Source organism: Niveibacterium sp. COAC-50, assembly GCF_013184235.1.
Taxonomy (GTDB): domain Bacteria; phylum Pseudomonadota; class Gammaproteobacteria; order Burkholderiales; family Rhodocyclaceae; genus Niveibacterium; species Niveibacterium microcysteis.
Map to the genome: position 1 here is coordinate 1 of NZ_JABCJM010000007.1, position 20,369 is coordinate 20,369.

Sequence of the window (20,369 nt, forward strand, 5' to 3'; positions counted from 1 at the left end):
GGGCCACTCAACCACGTCATACCCGCCAACCGCAATTGAGCTGAAACGCAAGCACCTCGCGACGCCCGACGTAGGCGCTTGCGCCTTGCAGCACTGAACCTAATCGAAGATCCAGAAGAGGCGGTCGAGGTCGGCCGGAACCGCACAAAGGCAAAACGTCAGAACGCGTTGCGCCGGCTTGCCGATTCAATAGTCCATCTCAGACCGGGGGCCGATAGAGGATCCTGTTGAAGGCAGTGCCGCTCCAAGCAAAGCGCAGAGCGGCCGGATAGCGGGCAGGTGGCGCCTCTGGTGACCCTGCCCCGCGGGGCTCCCTCGAGCGGCCGTCGAGCAAGCGCGGTCAAGCACGACTTCTCCAATTGAATCAGTATCTTGGCTTACAAGAAGGCGCTGCATTCGTGCAGCGCTTTTCGCTTTTTTGCGGGCCGGGCGCCGAGAATCCCTCTGGTGTGCTGCGGACGGATAACCCACGAGGATCCCAAGTGAATTCGTTGAATCGTCTGATGAAGTGTGGTGCGCGCGCGTTGGCGCTCGGTGTCTTGGTGGCATGTTCGGCGCCCGCAATGGCATGGGAGAAGGGCAAGCTGCTGATCTGGGTTGGCGACGATCGGGCGGCGAAGGGAATGAGGAAGATTGCCGCCAGCTACACCCAGAAGACGGGGATCAAGGTTGTGGTCGAAGTGCCGGAGAGCCCGACCGGCGCCTTCGAGGCGGCCATGGCATCCGGTAACGGGCCCGATGTGTTCATGTGGCCGCATGACCGCATTGGCGAGTGGTCAGCGCACGGCTGGCTCGCGTCGCTTGCCGTGACGCAAACGCTCAAGGGCAACATCGTTCAGGTTGCCTGGGATGGCGTGACGTCAAAGGGAAAGGTGTGGGCCTACCCGGTGGCGGTCGAAGCGCTGAGTCTCGTCTACAACAAGACGCTTGTCGCCACACCGCCGAAGTCGTTCGAGGACATCCCTGCGCTCAATGCCGGACTCAAGGCCAAGGGCGTCGCGGCGATTGGTTGGGAGGTGAACAACCCGTATTTCTCCTGGCCGCTGCTTGCTTCGAACGGTGGTTATGTGTTCAGGCGCGACTTGTTGGGTAACTATGAGCCGAAGAACACCGGGGTCAATCATCCGGGCGCGGTGCAGGGGGCGGACGTACTTCAGAAGCTCGTGAAGACAGGTGTGTTGAATGCCAGCCAACAGACCGGCGATGTGGAAGCCGCGATGAAGGGGGGCAAGCTTGCCATGATGCTGACCGGCCCGTGGGCATGGGAAGGGCTCAGCAAGGCAGGTGTGAAGTTCGGCATTGCTCCGATTCCGTCGCTGAACGGGCAACCGGCGAGCCCGTTTGTAGGGGTCCTGGGCGCGATGATCACGGCAAAATCGCCGAACCGCGAAGCGGCGGTTCAACTGCTCGAACAACACCTGCTTCCGGCTGAGGGGCTGCTGGCCTTCAACAAGGAACGTCCGCTCGGGATTCCGGCGTCGAAAGAGATCTTCTGGGATTTCTATGCAGACCCGCAGATCCGGCAAGCCATGGAGAGCGTTTTTTCCGGTAAGCCTATGCCGAACAATCCGGAGATGCAGTATTTCTGGAAGAACCTCGGCGGCGCATTGCAGGACATCACCATCAACGGTCGCAAGCCGAAGGACGCCTTGGATGCTGCCGCGAAGAACATAGCGAACGGCGTCTAAACGTGTTTTAGGCGGAGAAAGCGCCCACCGAAAGGTGGGCGTTTTTGTTTCCGGCTTTGGCTCACCGCACTGTTGCGCACGGCCTGGTTGACCCGTTCGGTGGTGTATTCACTGTGGGCGCGGCATGATTCGCTGTTTATATGATCCGGAGAGATCCATGACACTTGGAACCCCGCTGACCGCATCGGCCACCCGCGTGATGCTGCTTGGCGCCGGCGAACTCGGCAAGGAAGTCATCATTGCATTGCAGCGACTGGGCTGCGAAGTCATTGCGGTGGACCGATACCTGAATGCGCCAGGCCATCAGGTTGCGCATCGGGCACATACGATTGATATGACCGATGCTTCCGCCGTGCGAGCGTTGGTCGAATCTGAGCGGCCCGCTCTGATTGTTCCGGAGATTGAGGCGATCGCCACCGACGAGTTGGCGCGGATCGAGGCGGACGGATTGGCAGAGGTGATTCCGACCGCGCGCGCCGCGCAGCTGACGATGCACCGTGAAGGCATCCGTCGGCTCGCCGGTGAGACGCTTGGCTTGCCGACATCTCCCTACGCGTTCGCCGATTCGCTCGACGAGTTGCGGGCTGCAATCGACGGTGGCATCGGCTACCCGTGCGTGATCAAGCCGGTGATGTCGTCCTCGGGCAAAGGGCAATCAACCGTGCGCTCACCGGACGAGCTGGCTGCTGCGTGGGACTATGCGGCGCGCGGCGGCCGCGTGAATCAGGGGCGGGTCATCGTCGAAGGCTTCATCGATTTCGACTATGAGATTACGCAACTGACGGTGCGCGCGGTGGGCGCGGGTTGCGAAGTCGAGACCTATTTCTGCGACCCGATCGGCCATGTGCAGGTATCGGGTGATTATGTCGAGAGCTGGCAACCGATGGCGATGTCGGCGACGGCCTTGGAGCGTTCCCGCGATATTGCGGGGAAGGTGACGGCTGCCTTGGGCGGGCGCGGAATCTTCGGTGTCGAACTCTTCGTGAAGGGCGACCAGGTCTGGTTCTCCGAGGTCAGCCCGAGGCCCCACGATACTGGTCTTGTGACGCTTGCCTCGCAGCGATTCTCGGAATTCGAACTACACGCGCGTGCAATTCTTGGCCTGCCGGTTGATGTGACGCTGCGGCGCGCCGGAGCCAGTGCGGTAATCTACGGCGGCGTCGATGCCAAAGGCATCGTGTTTGATGGCGTCGCGGAAGCGCTGCAAGTGCCTGAGAGCGATCTGCGCTTGTTTGGCAAGCCGGAGTCCTTTGTCAGAAGGCGGATGGGCGTTGCGCTTGCGACTGCCGATGACACGGGCACGGCGCGGGCGCGAGCGAAGGAAGCCGCAGGGCGGGTCAAGCCGCGCGCGGCCTAAGTAGACCGAACACTAAAGGGCGATGCAACGTACGTCGCCCAATTCCCGCAGGCTGCAAACCGGAGGAGACAGCAAGTCATGAAATGTTCGCGCCTTGTCGTAAAGGTGCTGGCGGGGTTCGTATTCGCCGGCGCATTGGCTGCCCAACCCGCGTTTGCGTGGGAAAACGGGAAATTGCTCATCTGGGTGAACAACGACAAGGGCTGGAAGGGGCTTCAGAAGGTGGGCGACGAGTTCACCAAGAAGACCGGAATCAAGGTCAAGGTCGAGACGCCTGACAATCCGACCGAGGCCTTTGCCGCCGCGATGGCGAAGGGCAATGGACCGGACATCTGGATCTGGCCGCACGACCGCATCGGTGACTGGGTCAAGAATGGCTGGCTGACGCCGGTCGAACCCAGTCCGGCATTGAAGACCGGTACGGTGCAGATTGCGTGGGACGGCTTTACGACCCAGGGCAAGCAGTGGGGCTATCCGATTGCCGTCGAGGCGATCTCGCTGATTTACAACAAGGCGCTGATCGACAAGCCGCCGCGCACCTACGAAGAGTTCGCCGAGATCGAAGCCAGCCTCAAGGGCAAGGGGATTCGCGCCGTCGGCTGGGAGACGCAAAGCCCTTACTTCACATGGCCGATGCTCGCGGCCAACGGGGGCTATCCGTTTCAGCGCGACCTGCTGGGTAACTACCTTGGCAAGGACACGGGCATCAATCATGCCGGTGCGGTGAAAGGGGCCGAAGTGCTGGTCAAGCTGATCAAGGCTGGCGCTGTGCAGCCGGCCTTGTCCTACGCGGATGCCGAAGAGGCGATGAAGACCGGCAAGCAGGCGATGTGGATCAACGGCCCCTGGGCCTGGGAAGGCCTGCAGAAGGCGGGGATCAAGTTTGGTATTGCTCCGCTGCCAACCGTCGCAGGCCAGCCTGCGCGCCCGTTCGTGGGCGTGCTCGGCGCCATGCTGCCGAAGGGCTCGCCGAACCGTGCAGCGGCGGTCAACCTGATCGAGAATTTCCTGCTGACGCCGGAAGGCATCAAGCTTGTGAATGACGATAAGCCGATCGGTGTGCCCGCGAGCAAGGCGGTGTTCTGGGACTTCTTCCAGGACACCCAGATCCGGCAGGCGATGGAAGGCGTGTTTGCGGGGCGGCCGATGCCGAACAACCCGGAAATGCAGTACTTCTGGAAGAACCTGTCCAGCGCGCTGAAGGACATCACCACCAGCAGCAAGAAGCCGAAGGACGCGCTTGACACCGCCGCAAAGGCGATCGTCGCGGGTCAGTAAGCCGGCGGCTCTCGGCTCGTGAAGTCGAAAAGGAAGCGCATCGCCCGAGTGGATCGGGCGGTGCGTTTTTTATTTGCTCTGCCGTTCGGTGTGGCGTCTTCGAAAAGACCTCCGGCATTCAGCGGCCGGCGTTGAGTGCGGTGAGTTGCCGCTGAGCGTCGTCGAGATCCTTGCCGTATTCCGTGAGGTAGCGCGTTCGCTCATCGCTCTGCCACTCGGCGTCGGAGAAGCTGTTGAGTGAATAGCTGGCCGTCGTGCGGACGACTCCGGGGAGCCTCGGCATCAAGGCGCGGTCCGGATGGCCTTGTTCACGAAGAAGGTAACCGTCGACGTCGCGCACTGTGAGCGGGAAGCTGGGCTTTGCGTCGCGGATCAGTTTCCCGAACACGGTGAGTGCGACTTCCTTGGTACCCGTTTCAAGTTCATCGTTGAAGGTCGCAAGTGCGAAGGCGTGGCCGCTGGCGTCGTCGACCCGGGCGTTGATGATGTAACGGCCTGCCTGCCTCACCTCGATCGGTACGCGGAGGACGAGCGAGCCCGCTTCGAGCGAATCCTTGAAGGGGCCGGCCCATAAGGCCGGTGGCTGTGGCGAATAGACCACGTCGAAGATGTGCTGCCCGGTGCGTTCGCCCGCGCGAAAGGCCAGCTCCACGCGGATCGTGCCATCGAAGGCGGCGAGCGTCGTTTGCGCTGGCAACAGCACTGAGGATTGCGTGCCGTCGTTGGCCTCCGCGTCGCCCGCCTGGCCTTGGTCATTGAAGCGCATCGCCACCGATTGCGGCGAAGCGTTCGCGGCGTTTGCCAGACCGGTCGCGCGAGCGTTGGTGACCTCCAGTGGTAGGCGGTTGCCGTCGCGGTCGCGTGCGGCGATCGTGAAGACCACATCCTCGCCGCTGGCGACGAACACGCGGCTCTGACTGGTGAGAATGCGGATCGAGGGATCCGCTTCGTCGCTGCCATTGTTGAGCGGGCGATCTTCCGTGACTGGCCGGTTGGGGTAGAGCTGATCTGCGTTCTCGGCTGCGGGGCGCGAGGTGAAGGGGTACATGGTGGCTTTGCGGTAGCCCTCCAACGCGGCCTTGGCTCGTGCGGCGCGCTCTTGCCACAGGGCAAGCGCGGCCGCCCGCTCGGAGGCCGTCATCAGGCTGCCGCCGTCCGTTGCGGCATTGGCGGCGAAGGTTGGCTGATCTGGCGTCGATACGCGGGCGCTGGAACCGATGCGTTCCGCCAGATGTGCCGATGCCGCGGGCCAGAGCAGCCAAGCCAGCCCCGCGGCGCCAAGTGCTAATGCGGCGATGCGGGCGGCGGCGCGCAGCAAGGGGCCGCGCGCGCCATGCGGCCGCTTTTCAGCGGGCATTGTTCACCACATCGGTTCGCACAACCGAAACAATGCCGCCCCAGGCGCCATTGGTGTAGTGGTTGTAGGCTTCACCATCGTCGCGGAACTTCACGGTGTGGTAGCTCCATTTCGCGGAGCCACCCTCGTTGTTGGCCGTGCCCAGCATGAGATCGTTGCAGAACCAGTCGGACGGATTGCAGAAGCTCGCGCCGGAAGAGCCGGAGACGCCGCCCGTCGAGTGATAGGCGACGACCTCGTCGTCCTGCCCCGGCAACACGCTGGAATACAAGGTGCCCTTGGCCCCAGCAAACATATTGAACGACACTGCGCGCGTTGCGTTGTGGTTGTAAAGCGCGCGGGCGGTGGTGGTCTTCAGATCCTGCGTCAGCACGTCGGACACCGCCCAGGAGCCGATATCAGCGAGTTCGGAACCGCCGCCGGCACCGGACGCAACGTTGATCCACTTGATGTTCCAGCCCGTCTGCGTGGTGCCGTCGCTGTTGCTGCAGGTGCCTGAAGCATCGGGCTGCGGGTTCTTCTTGTAACGGGTGGAGCCACCGTAGTTGGCCATCGTGTAGCCGATCATCAGGTCGCCCGCGCTATGCACCGCGATGTAGCACCAGTTGTTGCCGGTGCAGAAGCAATCCAGCGCGTTGCGGATCAGGTAGTTCTGATCGGCGATGTGGCTCTTGCCATCCCAGTTCACCGCCTTCTTGTTCACGCCGGCCGCCGTGCTGGCCGGCCCCCAGTAGGTGAAGCTGTCGTAATTGCCGATCTGCCCACCGCCGTTGCGGCCGTTGATCCAGAGCGTGAAGTTGGCGGCCATGGCCGGTGCGGCGAGGAGGGTAAGAAGGACTGCGATGGCGAGGCGCTGCGGTTTCGTCATGGTGCGTGCTCCGTTTGGGTGAGTGACACGATGCGATGCGCTTCAACGCAGCGGGTGGCGCGCGTCGAAGTCGGGCTTGCCGGATCTACGGCCTTCGGGGCAAGCGAGTGTTGCCTCGCGGTAGGGCTGGGCGAGGAAACGCGCCGCAATATATCCGCCTCGCATGCCCCTGTGGTGACAGGCTTTGAGGGCCTGTTGCGCTGCTGCCAGCGCACAAAATGCCCATACCGACCGGTATGGTGAAACGCATGGCGCAGGGGCGCCGACAGGCCATTGCTGTACCCTCGGCCTCGGCAGCGGGTGCCGGTTGTTACGGCGTTGCAACACGTCGCGCCAGACTCGCCGTGTGGCGCTCTACAATCGAGTGGTGCGCCCATCCCGCCTGCCCAAGCCGCTCTTCCCGTTGATTGCGATCATGCTGTTCGGCCATGTCGCGGTATCCGGTGGACGGGTCGCATCGTCCGTGTTCGTGCTGCAATCGGGCGCAGGCGAATCTGCGGTTGGTTTGCTGATTGGTCTCTACAGCGTTGTGTCGGTGCTGCTTGGTTTGCAGTTCGGTCGCTGGAGTGACCGCTTCGGTCCGCGCCGCGTGGTACGTGGCGGTTTGTTGTCGATCCTAGTGGGCATCCTGCTGCCGGTGTGCTGGCCAGCGCTGCCATCGATGCTGGCGGGTGCGGTGTTCTGTGGCACCGGGGTGACGGTGGCCTCCGTGGCGATACAGCATGCGGTCGGCGGCTTGCCGATAGAAACCACACAGCAGCGCGTTGCGCTGTTCGGCTGGCTCACGCTGGGGCATTCCACTTCGTCAGTGCTCGGCCCGTTCATTGCCGGGGCGATGATCGATGCCGCCGGATTTCGCGCGGCGTTTGCCGTGTTGTGCATGGGCACGTTGCTGGCGCTGTTGCTCACACGCAGGGTCGCCGATACACACGGCGATGAAGCCATGCCGCCGCAAAGCCAGCATGCCCAGGGCTGGCGTGGTCTGCTCGCTGACCCATCGCTGCGAACCATCTATCTGCTGACCTCGGCCAACGCCGTGGCGTGGGATGCCTTCACCTTCCTCGGGCCGGTGCTGGGGCACCGCGCCGCGTTGAGCGCGACGGCGATCGGCACGATGATGTCCTGCTTCGCGCTGGGCACGTTCGCTGTGCGCGCCGTGATCCCGTGGGTGGCGCACCGCCTGGGCGAATGGCGGATGTTGGCGGCCGCTCTCGCGCTAATCGCCTGCGTGTGGGCACTGCTTCCGTTTGCGCGCGCGGGTGCGCCATTGTTTCTGCTGGCTTTCCTGCTCGGCTCCGGCGTTGGTTGTGGTCAGCCTAACGTGCTGTCATTGCTGCATCGGTTCGCGCCGGCGGGGCGGGTTGGGGAGGCGATTGGCCTGCGCTCGCTGTTCGGCAATCTGTCGGGGGTTGGCGTGCCGTGGCTGTTCGGCGCCACCGCGGCGATAGCGGGCTTATGGCCGGTCTGCTGGCTGATCGCGTGCGCTGCGGCAGTTGCGTCGATGCGAGCGCGTCGCGGGGCCCAGCTGGGCTGAGCGCACTAGGCGGTCAACAGCCTTTGGCGCGCATGTGCTCCTTGAGTTGTTCGAGCATCGAGTCGCCGACGTCGCGTACGAAGGCCGGCTCATCGCGTGGCCGGCGCGTGATGGCGCGCTCGGTTTCCTCTTGATACTGGCGCATTGCCGTGCAGCCTGACTGCTCGATCCGGCAGCCTTTCTCCCTGGCCTCGCTCAGCGACGCCGATGACGACAGGTTGCGACAGGCCGCGCTGGTGGGCCCGTATTCGTCGGCAAGGCTATTGCGGCGACTTCGCGCAGGTGCAGTGGCAGAAGGCTCGCGCGTGGCCTGGACGGGCGTTGGTGTGATACCGCCGGGCTTTACGACATCGACGGACTGTGCGCTCTGCCTGGGTGGTGGAACGTCGCTGTAGTGGACCTTGCCCTGCTCGTCGGTCCATTTGTATAGACCTGCGTGAGCCGGCAGCGAGAACAGACAGAGGAGCAGGGTGGCGATTCGCATGGGTGTATGGCACGTTGGAGGCCCAGCCATCTTAGCCGCGCGGCACGCCACCTGTTTGACCGGATCGGGGCAGCGGCGGCGGGTCGTTATAATTGGGCCGATGCAGCCCACCCTCGACGCCGCGCCAGCGGCACCTGCGCTCGACACCCTTCGCCATGTCTTCGGCTACCCGGCCTTCCGCGGGCAGCAGCAGGCGATCGTCGAGCATGTAGCAAATGGGGGTGATGCCCTGGTGCTGATGCCTACCGGTGGCGGCAAGTCCTTGTGTTACCAGATCCCGTCACTGCTGCGCGAAGGCTGCGGCATTGTCGTCTCGCCACTGATCGCACTGATGCAGGATCAAGTCAGCGCGCTGAAGCTGCTCGGCGTGCGTGCTGCCTTTCTGAACTCGACGCTGGAGCTCGAGCATGTGTCGGTGATCGAGCGCGAGTTGCTCGAGGGCGAGCTGGACATGCTCTACGTGGCGCCGGAGCGCCTGATGACGCCGCGCTTCCAGCAGTTGCTGGGGCAGGCGCGGATCGCGCTCTTCGCGATCGACGAGGCGCACTGCGTATCGCAATGGGGGCACGACTTCCGCCCAGAGTACATCCAGCTCTCGGTGCTGCACGAACGCTTCCCGAACATTCCGCGCGTCGCGCTGACGGCCACTGCGGATAACGCCACCCGCGCAGAGATCATCGAGCGCTTGCAGTTGCAGCACGCCGAGGTCTTCCTCTCCAGCTTCGACCGTCCGAACATCCGCTACACGGTGGTGGAGAAGGACAACCCGCGCAAGCAGCTGCTGCGATTCATTCGCAGCACGCACGAGGGCGATTCCGGCATCGTCTATTGCCTGTCGCGCAAGAAGGTCGAAGAGACCGCGAAGTGGCTGCGCGGGGAAGGGCTCAACGCCTACCCGTACCACGCGGGGCTCGATGCCGAAACACGGGCCACGCACCAGAACAAGTTCATCCGCGGTGATGGCGTAATCATGGTTGCGACCGTTGCCTTCGGCATGGGCATCGACAAACCCGATGTGCGTTTCGTTGCGCATCTGGATTTGCCCAAGTCGCTTGAAGCCTACTATCAGGAAACCGGCCGTGCGGGGCGCGACAGCCTGCCAAGCAATGCTTGGATGGCCTACGGCTTGCAGGATCTGGTGCTGCAGCGCGAGATGATCGAGCAATCGCAGGCGCCAGACGAAGTGAAGCGGGTTGAGAGGCAAAAACTTGACGCGCTACTCGGTTATTGCGAGGCGCCCGCGTGCCGGCGCGAAGTGCTGCTGCGCTATTTTGGCGAGACCTCGTCGCCCTGCGGCAACTGCGACATGTGCCTGACGCCACCGCAAACCTGGGATGCATCCGTCGCGGCGCAGCAGGCGCTGTCGACGATCTATCGAAGCGGCCAACGTTATGGCGCCGGCCACCTGATCGACATCCTCCAGGGACGTGAAACCCCCAAGGTGATCGAGCGCGGCCACCAGCATCTGACCACCTTCGGTATCGGCAAGGCGGTGAGCGACGTGCAGTGGAGCTCGCTGCTGCGCCAGATGGTGGCGCAAGGCTTGATTGGGGTGAACGAGCACGGCGGCTTGCTACTGTTGGAGCCGTGCCGGCCGATCCTGCGCGGCGAGGCGGAGTTCATGGCACGCAAGGTGCGCGAAGCGACGCCGGGCGGTGCCACGAGCGTGCGCAAGGAGATCGAGTTCGAGAGCGACGAGGCGCGTGCCTTGTGGGCCGCGCTGCGGCAATGCCGACGCAAGCTGGCCGAAGAGAACAACGTTCCGGCATACATCGTGTTCGGCGACGCAACCCTCAAGCAGATGCTGGAGCGAAGGCCGGCGAGCCTCGCCGAAATGTCGGAGCTCTCCGGCGTCGGTGACAAGAAGCTGGAACGTTACGGCGAAGAGTTCCTCGAAGTGCTCAAGGGCCATGCCCGCCAATACGGCTGAAGAATTCAAGCAAAGGAACGGACATGGAATGGCTGTGGCTTGTGGCGATCGCGCTGATGTTGATCGGAATTGCCGGCGTGGTGCTGCCGGTTCTGCCGGGCACGCCGCTGCTCTTTGCGGGCATGCTGTTGGGTGCCTGGCTGGATGATTTCGGCAAGGTCGGTGTTATCGCGGTGGTGGTGCTGGGCGCGCTGGCGGTGCTCGCCTGGGCGATTGATTTCGTCGCTGGCATCCTTGGAACGAAGCTGGTTGGCGCTAGCGGTTATGCGATGGCGGGCGCCGGAATCGGAGGGCTCGTCGGGCTCTTTGGCGGCATTCCGGGGCTGATCCTGGGGCCCGTCATCGGCGCGGCGGCAGGCGAGCTCTATGCCCGCAAGGATGCGCAACAAGCGGCCAAGGCGGGTGTTGCTGCTGGGCTTGGTTTCGTCGTCGCCATGGCAGCCAAGTTGGGCATCACGGTCGCCATGATCGGCGTATTTCTCTTCGCGTACTTCGTTTGACACAGGTATTTCAGCGCTGAGCTGCCTGTCTCCCACGTCATAACCGCTTCGCTGCACGCCGCTTGGCGCAAGGGGTTTCGCTGGACTGACTAGGGAAAACCCTTAAAACGTCAGATTCAGCAATTTCCGACTAATTCGCTGCTGGCGGCACCTCCAGAATCCGTTTGGCATGTGCAAGTGCACCTGTCGAACCCTCACCGACTTTTGGCCTGGAGCCCCCATTCATACTCCGGGCCGGAGTTGTTTCTGGAGCAGGAATGACTTCTTCGACTCTTGGTCGCCGTTGCGCGATCTGGCTGGCGCTCGCGGGTGCCGGACTCTCGCTGGCCCCGGGCGCATGGGCTGCTGACTGGAAGCCGGGCGTACCGCGCACGGCCTACGTCAATCTATTCGAGTGGAGCTGGGCGTCGGTGGCGCGCGAATGCGTGACCGAACTGGGTCCGAAAGGCTATGCGGCGGTGCAGGTGTCGCCCCCGCAGGAGCATGTGAAGGGTACCGAGTGGTGGACCCGCTACCAGCCCGTGAGCTACAAGCTGGATTCGCGCAGCGGGAATCGTCGCGAGTTCTACGCGATGGTGCAGATCTGTAAGGCAGCGGGCGTGGACGTCTACGTCGACGCCGTGATCAACCACATGGCAACGCCGCCTGCGACGACGGCTGTGGGTGTCGGTGGTTCCAGCTACAGCAGCTACAACTTCCCGGCTGTGCCCTATACCGCCGCGAGTTTCCACCCGAAGTGCACGATTGCGTCGACCGATTACGATGGCAATCGCAACAACGTGACCCAGTGCGAAATGCCGGGCCTGCCGGACCTGGATACCAGCAACCCGGCGGTGCAGGACCGTATCGCGGCCTACATGAAGGATCTGCTCTCGCTTGGCGTTGCGGGCTTCCGCATCGATGCCGCCAAGCACATCAAACCCGACGAGCTGGCGGCCATCAAGGCGAAGGTGCCGGGCTCGTACTTCCTGACGCAGGAAGTGATCAAGGACGGTTCGCTGTACGACTCGGGCGACATCAACCGCTACCCGGAAATGGGGACGGTGAACGAGTTCAGCTACGTCTATGCCATGAAGAACATGTTCATGAATCTTTATGGCTTCAACCTCTCGCGCATGCCGGAAGCGTTTGCCAACTGGGGCATGTACCCGAGCAGCAAGGCCACGGTGTTCGTGAACAACCACGATACCGAGCGCAAGTACTGCGACAAGTACGCGCCGGGGGCCAATTGCGATTCGATGAACACCTTCAACGGCGACAAGCTCTTCCTCGCCAACGTGTTCATGCTCGGCTATCCGTACGGCTATCCGCAGGTGATGTCGGGCTATCACTTCAACAGCCACGACATGGGCCCGGTTGGTCAGCCGTACAAGGGCTTCGAGCTGGTGCCGTCGAACTGCAGCAGCGACCCGACCGCCACCGGCAAGTGGGACTGCGTGCACCGCGACAAGCGTGTGGCGAACATGGTCGGCTTCCGCAACTACACCGCCGCTTCTCCGCTGCTTTACTGGGCGGCTGATGGCGCGAACCGCATCTCGTTCAGCCGTGGCAACAAGGGTTTCGTCGCGATCAACAACACGACGGACGCATGGAGCAAACCGTTCGCGACCAACCTGCCGGATGCAACCTACTGCAACGTGGTGGCGAGCGGTGCGCCGGAAACCGGCATCTGCCCGGCGAGCGCGCAGGTGAAGGTGGTCAACGGTCAGGCGACGCTGAATATCGCCGCGAACAGCGCGGTGGCGCTGCACTTCGGCGCGATCGTGCAGCCGCTGACGCTGAAGACCCTGCCGGCCCGCGTGCCGGATAGTCTGAACGTCGCGCGTAACCAGGTCGTCACCTCGGCAGCGCTGCGTTACCTCGACTACAAGCCGGCGACGATCTCGGTCACCAACGGCCAGTTGAGTGTGAATGGCGGGGCGTTCGTGAGTGGTCCGGCAACGATCCAGCCGGGTCAGGTGTTCCGTCTGCGTACCGCGGCGGCTGCCACCGATCACACCGTGAAGCTTGTCGGTGTCACGATCGGCGCGCAGAGCGGTGTGTGGAAGGTCGCTACCGCGGGCAACGTGTGTGTCGAAGCCTACTGCCCGACCAAGGCACCGCTTGACTACACGCCGTCATCGATCACTGGCGGCCAGCCGGTCACGCTGTACTACAACGGCACGCTGGCCAACAGCGCCGCACTGACGCTGCGTTGGGGCTACTCGGGCTGGAACAACGTGACCGACACCGTGCTGACCAAGCGCGGCGACGGTTTCTGGTCTGCCACGATCACCCCGCCGAGCAATGCGAACGCGATCAACTTCGTCGTGACCGACGGCACCAACTGGGATAACAACGGCGGCAGCAACTGGAACCTTCCGGTGACGCCGGCGGTGGACACCTCGGTGACGGTTAGCTTCAAGGTGACGGCGGAGACGGTGTGGGGCGAGAGCGTCTACATCGTTGGCAATACCGCGGAAATCGGCAACTGGAGCACCAACGCTGACAGCTTCCGCCAGTGCTCGCCGACGGCCTATCCGCAATGGACCTGCGTGATCAAGTTCCCGCAGGGCGGTGTTGGTATCGAGTACAAGTACCAGAAGATCGGTAACGGCAACGTGACTTGGGAGAACGGTGGCAACTACGTCTACACGCTCCCGACCGCGAATGCGGAAGTGGATAACGGCAGCTTCCGTTAAACCCCTCTGAAGTACCCGCGCCGCGAGGCGCGGGTAAGAAAAAGGCCGCCCTGACAATTGCCGGGCGGCCTTTCTTATTGATGGCGTGCGGATCAGGCGAGCGGCCGGCTATGGTGTCGTAGCTGGAAGCTGATGCCGACCCGCTGGCGCTGCTTCAGCGAGCGATCTGCCAGCCCTTCGCGAGGAAGAGTTCAAGGTAGTCGTCGGGCACGAACAGGCGGTCTTCCGGGTTTTCGACGGTGTAGTAGCGCTGCGGATCAATCAGCAGGTTGTCGGCTTTCGAGAGATCGATCACCCAGCGATTGGGCGCCTTACGCTGCGTGAGGTAACGCAATTCGAAGGCCTGCAGGCGCAGGGGATCTTCGGTATCGAACACACCGACGCCTGCTTCACGGTTGGCGCGGAACCATTCGCGCGCTTGTTTGAGGCGGTTGTCGGTTTCTGCGATGCGCGCCTGGCTGCCGGGTATCGGCACCGCGTCGCGCAGGGCGCCGATTCGCCGCCACGGCGCTACGTTGGGCCAGATGAAGTAGGGCAGTGCGAGCCCCTTGAGCATCATGCGGTGGTTGTAGGTGGGCGGGCGATCGTCCGATGCTTCTTCCCGGTTGATCCAGCCGAGCAGGCGGCCGTAGCTGTCCATCACTTCGCGCGAAAAGCGTACGTAGAAGCGGAACGCTTCCGGCGTCAGGCCGGTGCTGGCGAGGTCCGACGCGATTTCGCCTTCCAGCCCGCGTTCAGCGGCCTCGGCGTGCCGGTGGTGATTGGTGGCGCAGCCCGGCCCGACGCGCGCCGCGATGTAGTCACGCAGGCCCGCGTCGAGGTCGATCGGTGGCAGATGCGGCGCGAACGGATCACTCAGGAAGGCTTCCCACGCCGGATGGTCGGTACGCACGAAGGCGCTGGAGCCGGGCAGCGGAAGGCTGATTTCCGGCGTATCCACGCCGAGGAAGCGCACGGCGAGATTGCCGAGCGGGCGCACCATCACCGTATCGCCGTCATGTACCAGCGTGCGGACGCTTCCAATACCGCCGCCGTGTCCGCCGAGGCCGACATGGCCCACCGTGATGTTGCCGATTCGTTCGATTGCCTTGCCCATGTTCTCCCCCGGAATACCTGGTGCCGATGCTACGTGATCCGCAAGCCTAGCGCCCGACGCTCAGGGGGCCATGCGCTGGATCAATTTTGCGCCGCAGCAAATTTGGCCTGCACGCCAATGCAGCGTCCGCGCACGCTTGTTCTGCGATCGCGCGGGCGGCAAACTGCTACGCGGCTACGATGAGCCGAAGCGGCATCGTATGCAAGTCAGCCCACGTGGCAGGACCCAGAAGATGGAGAAGCGAATGCGTTACAAGCGGATCGGCGCACAGGTGGTGCTGGCATTTGCCGGGGGCATTGCGCCGGCTGCGGTGCTAGCGGGTCTTCCCGCGGTGAAAGTGTGCGCAAATGCGAACTATCACTCGCCTTGTACGACACTCCGGCAACCGTACCGCGATCTGTCGGAGCTGGGCTTGGCAAACGCGATATCGAGCTTTTCGATCGAGTCCGGCGCCTGGCTCATGTGCACCCGCCGCGACTTTCGCGGCGTCTGCCGTGTGTTCGACGAGAGCGAACGCGACCTTTCCGGCTCCCAGTTTCAGGACAGCATCGTCAGCCTGCGTCCGATGAATGAGGGCGGTTGGGATGGCGACGGCGCGCATCGGGACGAGGGCGCCGCTGTGCTGTTCGAAGATGCGGATTTCCGCGGCCAGCGGATCGCGGTGACCGATCACGAACCGGATCTGGCCCGACGGGGTTTCAATGACCGTGTCTCGTCGGTCCGCCTCGACGGCGGTCGCTGGCAGCTGTGCAGCGATGCAGGCTTCCGCGGGCGTTGCGTGACGGTGGATGGCAGCGTGAACAATTTCGCCGATATCGGGCTCAACGATCAGATCTCCTCGCTCCGCCGGCTCGGCGGCGATGACGGGGGTGGAAACCAGTGGGGCAACGCCGGCGGCGATGGCGATGACGGTGGCGATCCCGATGTGGCGCTGCTTTACGAAGACGCCAATTTCAGCGGCCGCCAGATCTCGGTGACTGAGGGCGTGCGCGATCTCGGCCGCTGGGGGTTCAATGATCGGGTCTCGTCGCTCCGTCTACAGGGTGGGCGTTGGCAAGCCTGTACCGACGCTGACTTCAGCGGCCGCTGCGTGGTGCTGTACGGCAACGTAAAAAACATGGAACCGCTCGGTATGAACGACCAGATTTCGTCGATCCGCCGCATGCATGACGGGGGCAATCAGGGCTGGGGGGGTGGAGGCGGCGGTTGGTCGGGCAACGACGGCAACTTTGGCGAGCGCCCGCATGACGCTACCGTGCTCTACGCCGACGCCGACTACCGCGGGCGACAGCTTCGCATCGTGGGCGAGGTTGCAGATTTGTCGCGCCTCGGATTCAACGACCAGGTGTCGTCGATGCGGATGTCGAGCGGGCGCTGGGAGGTTTGCTCCGACGCCAACTTCCGCGGCCGTTGCCAGGTGGTGAGCGGTAATGTCGCCAACTTTGATCGCAGCGGCATGAACGACCGCATCTCGTCGGTGCGGCAGCTGCAGTGATCGGGTCGTGCGTGGTCAGCGTTCGTCGAAACCGATGTCGCCGTACCACGCATCCACCGTCTCGCCGGTGTTGTCGGTATCCGTGAGCACGCCATAGCCGGTCAGGCGGACCGGGCTCTCGCCAAAGCTGTGCCGATAGTCCTCGACCCAGTTGCGCGTAGCGCTCTGCCACACGCCGCCCGGGCCGTTGGCCACGACGATCATCTTTACGCGGCTGGTGTGGGGATTGTCGATCACGGTGCCGATCGGGTCGCGGTTTGACCAGATGTACATCAGCGTGGCGTAGGCCATTTCCCGGCCAGCGAGTTGGCTGCCGATGGCGAGCGCGGCTTGGTCGAAAAGCCCGAGCGAATTTCGATCGCCATCAAAACTCAGCACCACCCGCGCCGCCGCGTCTTCGCGTGTGCCGACACGGTTATCCGCATGCTCCAGTGGATGGGAGATCTTCCATCGCCAGTGGATGATCGGCCGTTTGATCCAGTCCGCAGGCGGCTCGTGTGCCAGCGCGAGCGCGGCCGATGCCGCGTGGGCGTGAATCACCGCTTTGCCACCATCGTGTTCGAGGCGGTACTCGGTCGGGCGTTTGTCACCGGTTAACGCAATGCGGTGCCAGTCGCCGGGCAAGGCGCCATCATCAGCGATGCTCGCATGCACGCTGTCGAGGCCCAGCAACAGGCTTGCAATGCCGATGATCAGCTTCTTGCGCACGTGGTGTGCATCCTGGCAAAACCGGCATCGTAAAAGAAAGAAGGGGTCGCCGTATTGGCGACCCCGAAACCACAGGTGCTACTGGGTGATTCCGATGCTTTAGACGTCGAAGCGTATCCCTTGTGCCAAGGGCAGCGCATCGCCATAGTTGATCGTGTTCGTGGTGCGGCGCATGTAGGCCTTCCACGAATCGGATCCGGACTCGCGGCCGCCGCCGGTCTCCTTCTCGCCGCCGAAGGCGCCGCCGATCTCGGCGCCTGAGGTGCCGATGTTCACGTTGGCAATGCCGCAATCCGAGCCGGCCGCTGCCATGAAGCGTTCTGCCTCTTGCATGCGTTCGGTAAAGATTGCGGACGACAGACCTTGCGGCACGCCGTTGTTCAGCGCGATCGCTTCGTCCAGTTCGCGGTAGGGCATCACGTAAAGGATCGGGGCGAAGGTCTCATGGCAGACAACCTTGAGGTTGCCAGGCACTTCGACGATGGCCGGTTGCACGTAGAAGCCGCCGGCCGGCAGGTTGTCGGTGATGCGCTTTCCGCCGCAAACGATTCGGCCGCCCTGGGTTTTCGCGTCGTCCAGCGCGAGTTGCATCGCTTCGAAAGCGGCGGCGTCGATCAGCGGCCCGACCAGCGTGCCTGGCACGCGCGGATCGCCCACCGGCAGGCTCTCGTAGGCTTTGATCAGCTTGGGCATCAGCGCGGGCAGCACCGATTCGTGCACGATCAGGCGGCGCAGCGTGGTGCAACGCTGGCCAGCGGTACCCGCGGCGGCGAAAACGATGGCGCGGAGCGCAAGATCCAGCCGCGCCGAGGGTGTGACGATCATCGCGTTGTTGCCGCCCAGTTCCAGCAGGCTGCGGCCAAGCCGTGCGCCCACCGTGGCCGCGACACGCTTGCCCATGCGTACCGAGCCGGTCGCCGAGACAAGCGGTACCCGTGTGTCCGCGGCGATCGCCTCGCCCACATCGGCGAGGCCCACGACGAGTTGCGACAAACCCGCTGGCGCTTCATCCATCGACGCAATCGCCTGCCCCACCAGCGTCTGCACGGCGAGCGCGCAGAGCGGCGTTTTCTCCGACGGCTTCCAGATCACCGAGTCGCCGCAGACGAAGGCGAGCATTGCGTTCCACGCCCACACCGCCACCGGGAAGTTGAACGCCGTGATGACGCCGACCGGGCCGAGCGGCAGCCACTGCTCCATCATCCGGTGGTCCGGCCGCTCGCTGGCGATGGTGAGGCCGTGCAATTGGCGCGACAGCCCGACCGCGAACTCGCAGATGTCGATCCACTCCTGCACCTCGCCTTCGGCTTCGGCCGGGATCTTGCCGGCCTCCAGCGTGATGATGCGGGCGAGTTCGCGTTTGTGCTGGCGCACCGCCTCACCGATTCGGCGTACCAGCTCACCGCGGCGCGGCGCGGGCGCTGTGCGCCAGGCCATGAAGGCCGCCTGCGCGCGCTCGACCGTCTCGGCGGCGAGCGCGGGGTCGGCCAGCAACTGGCTGCCCAGCGGGGCGCCATCGAGCGGGCTCTTCAGCGCGCGGGTGGGCGCCCCTTCCGGGAAGCGTGCTTCGCCGTCGATGATGGCGGCGGGGTAGGTGGAGCCGCGCACCGGCGGCTGAACGCCGGCGAGCACCGGCAGGGTGTTGTCAGTCATGCAGCGTAGTCCTCAAAGCGTCACGCGTTCGGCGTGATGCGATTCGGTGGAGTAGTAGCGGCCGAAACGGTTGGCCAGGAAGTGTTCGAGGTCAACCTGCTCCTGCCGCACGAAGCCCTTGTTTGGCAAGCGGCCCTCACGGTGCAGATCGACCGCGGCGCAGGCGCCGGCCGCGGTGGTGAGCTGGATCGAGCTCCACGCTTCGCCGAACAGATTTTGATGGTAGATCTTCCGGGCGTCGGTTTCCTGCCAGTAGTGGCCATCCTTCCAGCCGGACACGGCGCAGTACACCAGCACCACATCCTGCTTGGTGATCGGCAGGGCGGATTCCATGATCTCGCGCAGCTCGTGGCGGCGCTCAAGGCTGTGGCCCATCTTCAGCCCGTTGATCAGGAAGTCCATCAGGTACTGGTGGCCGGGGTAGCGCACGGTCTTGTAGTTGAGGTCGTTGATGCGGCCTTCCAGGGTTTCGCACAGCGTGCCGAGCCCGCCCGAGGTATTGAAGGCTTCGTATTCGAGGCCGTCGAGCGAGAAGCGCTCGAGCCCTTCGAGCGCCAGCACTTCCATGCGGCGCCCCTTGTGGATCACCTCGCAGGGGTTGCAGTACTCGTTGATGACCCCGTCGGTGGACCAGGTCAGGTTGTATTTCATGTGGTTGTGCGGGTACTGCGGCAGCGCGCCGACGCGCATCTTGATGCTGTCGAGCCGGTCAAAGCGGCGGCTCATGGCGTGCGCAATGATGCCGATGAAGCCTGGCGCCAGCCCGCATTGCGGCATGAAGATCTGGCCGTCGCGCGCATCGGCTGAATACTGTCGCACCCGACGCGTCGTTTCGACATCCTCGGTCAGATCAAAGTACGAGACGCCCGCGTCCAGCGCCGCTTGCGCGATCGCCGGGTTGACGTCGAACGAGCATGCCGAGAACACCGCGCGCTGGCCAACCAGTGCCTGGCGCAACTGCTCGGGTGCAGACAGGTCGATCAATTGCGTCGCTACATGAAGTTGCTTGGCGAGGCGCTCCAGCGTGACGGGATCGCGGTCGGCGACCGTGACCTGATAGTCGCCGCTCATGTGCAGCAGTTTTGCGATGGATGCGCCGATCTTGCCGGCGCCGAGGATCAGAATCGGATACATCAAGTGTCTCTCTCCGTTGTGGGTTGGAGGTGCGCTGCCTTGATGGCAGTCGTCAGTGCTCAGCGCGCACGGTTGTGCCGTGGGCCGAATTCTTGTTACCGATGGGTAAAGCAGAGCCCGCTGTTTGCCGTGGTGGCAGGCGTGTGCCGGCCGCAAGGCGATCGGGATGGAAAGGCGTTTGAGCTTGGCGGGCAGAGAGCCTGCCGGATGAAAAAAGAAGGGCGGACGCGCAGCCGGGCAAGCCGGTACTCGTACGTACAACCAACATGCGCGATGTCACACAGCCGCAATCCACTCGCATTCCCCCCAGAAGCGAAGTGGCTTCGCCCCGAGGAGAGACGAAGCGGGGGGATCGTGTCCCCCCACATGTTGGGCGTGCGCACAGGGATTGCCCGAACGCGCGTCCGCTCACCGGAAGCCGTGATGCGGTGTCTTCCGGTGACGGCATTAAAGACTGCGGGGGCGGATGCGGCTTGCCGGTGTGCGGCGGGTGTTGTCGAAAACGGGACGCCCACGAGCGACGACCGTGACTTATGACGAGGGGGCGTTCCAAGGGCGTTTCCCACAGCGCAGCCCGGTGAGCGCGCCTGTGCTGGCCGTCCGGGC

The 20,369-nt window shown here is 63.8% G+C and carries 15 protein-coding genes; 8 read left to right on the forward strand and 7 right to left on the reverse strand.

All coding sequences use genetic code 11. The features are described 5' to 3' along the window. The first annotated feature begins 359 nt into the window (after positions 1-359). The 3 genes from malE (HH302_RS19365) (at position 360) to malE (HH302_RS19375) (ending at position 4,323) form a co-directional block, all read left to right on the forward strand. Complete coding sequence (malE, locus tag HH302_RS19365) at positions 360-1,688, forward strand: maltose/maltodextrin ABC transporter substrate-binding protein MalE (protein WP_253946241.1); 1,329 nt, start codon at positions 360-362, stop codon at positions 1,686-1,688. 157 nt (positions 1,689-1,845) lie between these two features. After that, positions 1,846-3,045: a formate-dependent phosphoribosylglycinamide formyltransferase gene (gene purT / locus HH302_RS19370; RefSeq protein WP_172204176.1), complete on the forward strand. Its 1,200-nt coding sequence runs from the start codon at positions 1,846-1,848 to the stop codon at positions 3,043-3,045. A 78-nt stretch (positions 3,046-3,123) separates the two neighbouring features. Next, on the forward strand, positions 3,124-4,323 hold the full coding sequence (malE, locus tag HH302_RS19375) for a maltose/maltodextrin ABC transporter substrate-binding protein MalE (RefSeq protein WP_172204179.1): 1,200 nt from the start codon (positions 3,124-3,126) through the stop codon (positions 4,321-4,323). 118 nt (positions 4,324-4,441) lie between these two features. Here malE (HH302_RS19375) and HH302_RS19380 read toward each other — a convergent pair whose 3' ends face one another. Next, positions 4,442-5,680, reverse strand: coding sequence for a hypothetical protein (locus tag HH302_RS19380; protein WP_172204181.1), 1,239 nt, complete (start codon positions 5,678-5,680; stop codon positions 4,442-4,444). Beyond that, positions 5,670-6,548 carry a hypothetical protein gene (locus tag HH302_RS19385; RefSeq protein WP_172204183.1) on the reverse strand — a complete coding sequence of 293 codons (879 nt, stop codon included), beginning with the start codon at positions 6,546-6,548 and terminating at the stop codon, positions 5,670-5,672. Before HH302_RS19385 ends, HH302_RS19380 begins: the two co-directional genes overlap by 11 nt. Before the next feature lie 367 nt (positions 6,549-6,915). On the opposite strand from HH302_RS19385, the gene HH302_RS19390 reads away from it, so the two are divergent. Beyond that, positions 6,916-8,082 carry an MFS transporter gene (locus HH302_RS19390; protein ID WP_172204185.1) on the forward strand — a complete coding sequence of 389 codons (1,167 nt, stop codon included), beginning with the start codon at positions 6,916-6,918 and terminating at the stop codon, positions 8,080-8,082. A 13-nt stretch (positions 8,083-8,095) separates the two neighbouring features. On the opposite strand, the gene HH302_RS19395 is transcribed toward HH302_RS19390, so the two are convergent. Next, entirely contained in the window at positions 8,096-8,566 is a 471-nt protein-coding gene (locus HH302_RS19395; protein ID WP_172204187.1) for a DUF4124 domain-containing protein, read from the reverse strand. 100 nt (positions 8,567-8,666) lie between these two features. Here HH302_RS19395 and recQ point away from each other — a divergent pair, with 100 nt between their 5' ends. The 3 genes from recQ (at position 8,667) to HH302_RS19410 (ending at position 13,677) form a co-directional block, all read left to right on the forward strand. After that, positions 8,667-10,496, forward strand: a complete 1,830-nt coding sequence (gene recQ / locus HH302_RS19400) for a DNA helicase RecQ (RefSeq protein ID WP_172204189.1) — start codon at positions 8,667-8,669, stop codon at positions 10,494-10,496. 41 nt (positions 10,497-10,537) lie between these two features. Next, positions 10,538-10,996, forward strand: coding sequence for a DUF456 domain-containing protein (locus tag HH302_RS19405; protein WP_216661993.1), 459 nt, complete (start codon positions 10,538-10,540; stop codon positions 10,994-10,996). A 257-nt stretch (positions 10,997-11,253) separates the two neighbouring features. Next, positions 11,254-13,677, forward strand: coding sequence for a carbohydrate-binding module family 20 domain-containing protein (locus tag HH302_RS19410; RefSeq protein ID WP_172204193.1), 2,424 nt, complete (start codon positions 11,254-11,256; stop codon positions 13,675-13,677). Positions 13,678-13,831: 154 nt separating this feature from the next. Here the strand turns inward: HH302_RS19410 and HH302_RS19415 are convergent, their stop codons facing one another. Beyond that, entirely contained in the window at positions 13,832-14,773 is a 942-nt protein-coding gene (locus HH302_RS19415; RefSeq protein WP_172204195.1) for a hypothetical protein, read from the reverse strand. Between the two features lie 244 nt (positions 14,774-15,017). Between HH302_RS19415 and HH302_RS19420 the strand changes: the two genes are divergently transcribed. Beyond that, the gene (locus tag HH302_RS19420; RefSeq protein WP_172204197.1) at positions 15,018-16,268 is read left to right on the forward strand and encodes a beta/gamma crystallin-related protein; all 1,251 of its coding nucleotides are present in this window, start codon (positions 15,018-15,020) and stop codon (positions 16,266-16,268) included. Positions 16,269-16,283: 15 nt separating this feature from the next. On the opposite strand, the gene HH302_RS19425 is transcribed toward HH302_RS19420, so the two are convergent. The 3 genes from HH302_RS19425 to HH302_RS19435 form a co-directional block, all read right to left on the reverse strand. Next, positions 16,284-16,976: a DUF3047 domain-containing protein gene (locus HH302_RS19425; protein ID WP_172204199.1), complete on the reverse strand. Its 693-nt coding sequence runs from the start codon at positions 16,974-16,976 to the stop codon at positions 16,284-16,286. Between the two features lie 99 nt (positions 16,977-17,075). Next, entirely contained in the window at positions 17,076-18,629 is a 1,554-nt protein-coding gene (locus HH302_RS19430; RefSeq protein ID WP_172204201.1) for an aldehyde dehydrogenase family protein, read from the reverse strand. 12 nt (positions 18,630-18,641) lie between these two features. Further along, positions 18,642-19,763: a saccharopine dehydrogenase family protein gene (locus tag HH302_RS19435; RefSeq protein WP_172204471.1), complete on the reverse strand. Its 1,122-nt coding sequence runs from the start codon at positions 19,761-19,763 to the stop codon at positions 18,642-18,644. Between the last annotated feature and the right edge of the window lie 606 nt (positions 19,764-20,369).

What these genes read in the sequence shown, in the direction of transcription:
- HH302_RS19385 (WP_172204183.1), bottom strand. Translation starts at nt 6,548, where the DNA reads ATGACGAAACCGCAGCGCCTCGCCATCGCAGTCCTTCTTACCCTCCTC.
- recQ (WP_172204189.1), top strand. Translation starts at nt 8,667, where the DNA reads ATGCAGCCCACCCTCGACGCCGCGCCAGCGGCACCTGCGCTCGACACC.
- HH302_RS19395 (WP_172204187.1), bottom strand. Translation starts at nt 8,566, where the DNA reads ATGCGAATCGCCACCCTGCTCCTCTGTCTGTTCTCGCTGCCGGCTCAC.
- HH302_RS19430 (WP_172204201.1), bottom strand. Translation starts at nt 18,629, where the DNA reads ATGACTGACAACACCCTGCCGGTGCTCGCCGGCGTTCAGCCGCCGGTG.
- malE (WP_172204179.1), top strand. Translation starts at nt 3,124, where the DNA reads ATGAAATGTTCGCGCCTTGTCGTAAAGGTGCTGGCGGGGTTCGTATTC.
- HH302_RS19380 (WP_172204181.1), bottom strand. Translation starts at nt 5,680, where the DNA reads ATGCCCGCTGAAAAGCGGCCGCATGGCGCGCGCGGCCCCTTGCTGCGC.
- purT (WP_172204176.1), top strand. Translation starts at nt 1,846, where the DNA reads ATGACACTTGGAACCCCGCTGACCGCATCGGCCACCCGCGTGATGCTG.
- HH302_RS19435 (WP_172204471.1), bottom strand. Translation starts at nt 19,763, where the DNA reads ATGTATCCGATTCTGATCCTCGGCGCCGGCAAGATCGGCGCATCCATC.
- HH302_RS19410 (WP_172204193.1), top strand. Translation starts at nt 11,254, where the DNA reads ATGACTTCTTCGACTCTTGGTCGCCGTTGCGCGATCTGGCTGGCGCTC.
- HH302_RS19420 (WP_172204197.1), top strand. Translation starts at nt 15,018, where the DNA reads ATGCGTTACAAGCGGATCGGCGCACAGGTGGTGCTGGCATTTGCCGGG.
- HH302_RS19415 (WP_172204195.1), bottom strand. Translation starts at nt 14,773, where the DNA reads ATGGGCAAGGCAATCGAACGAATCGGCAACATCACGGTGGGCCATGTC.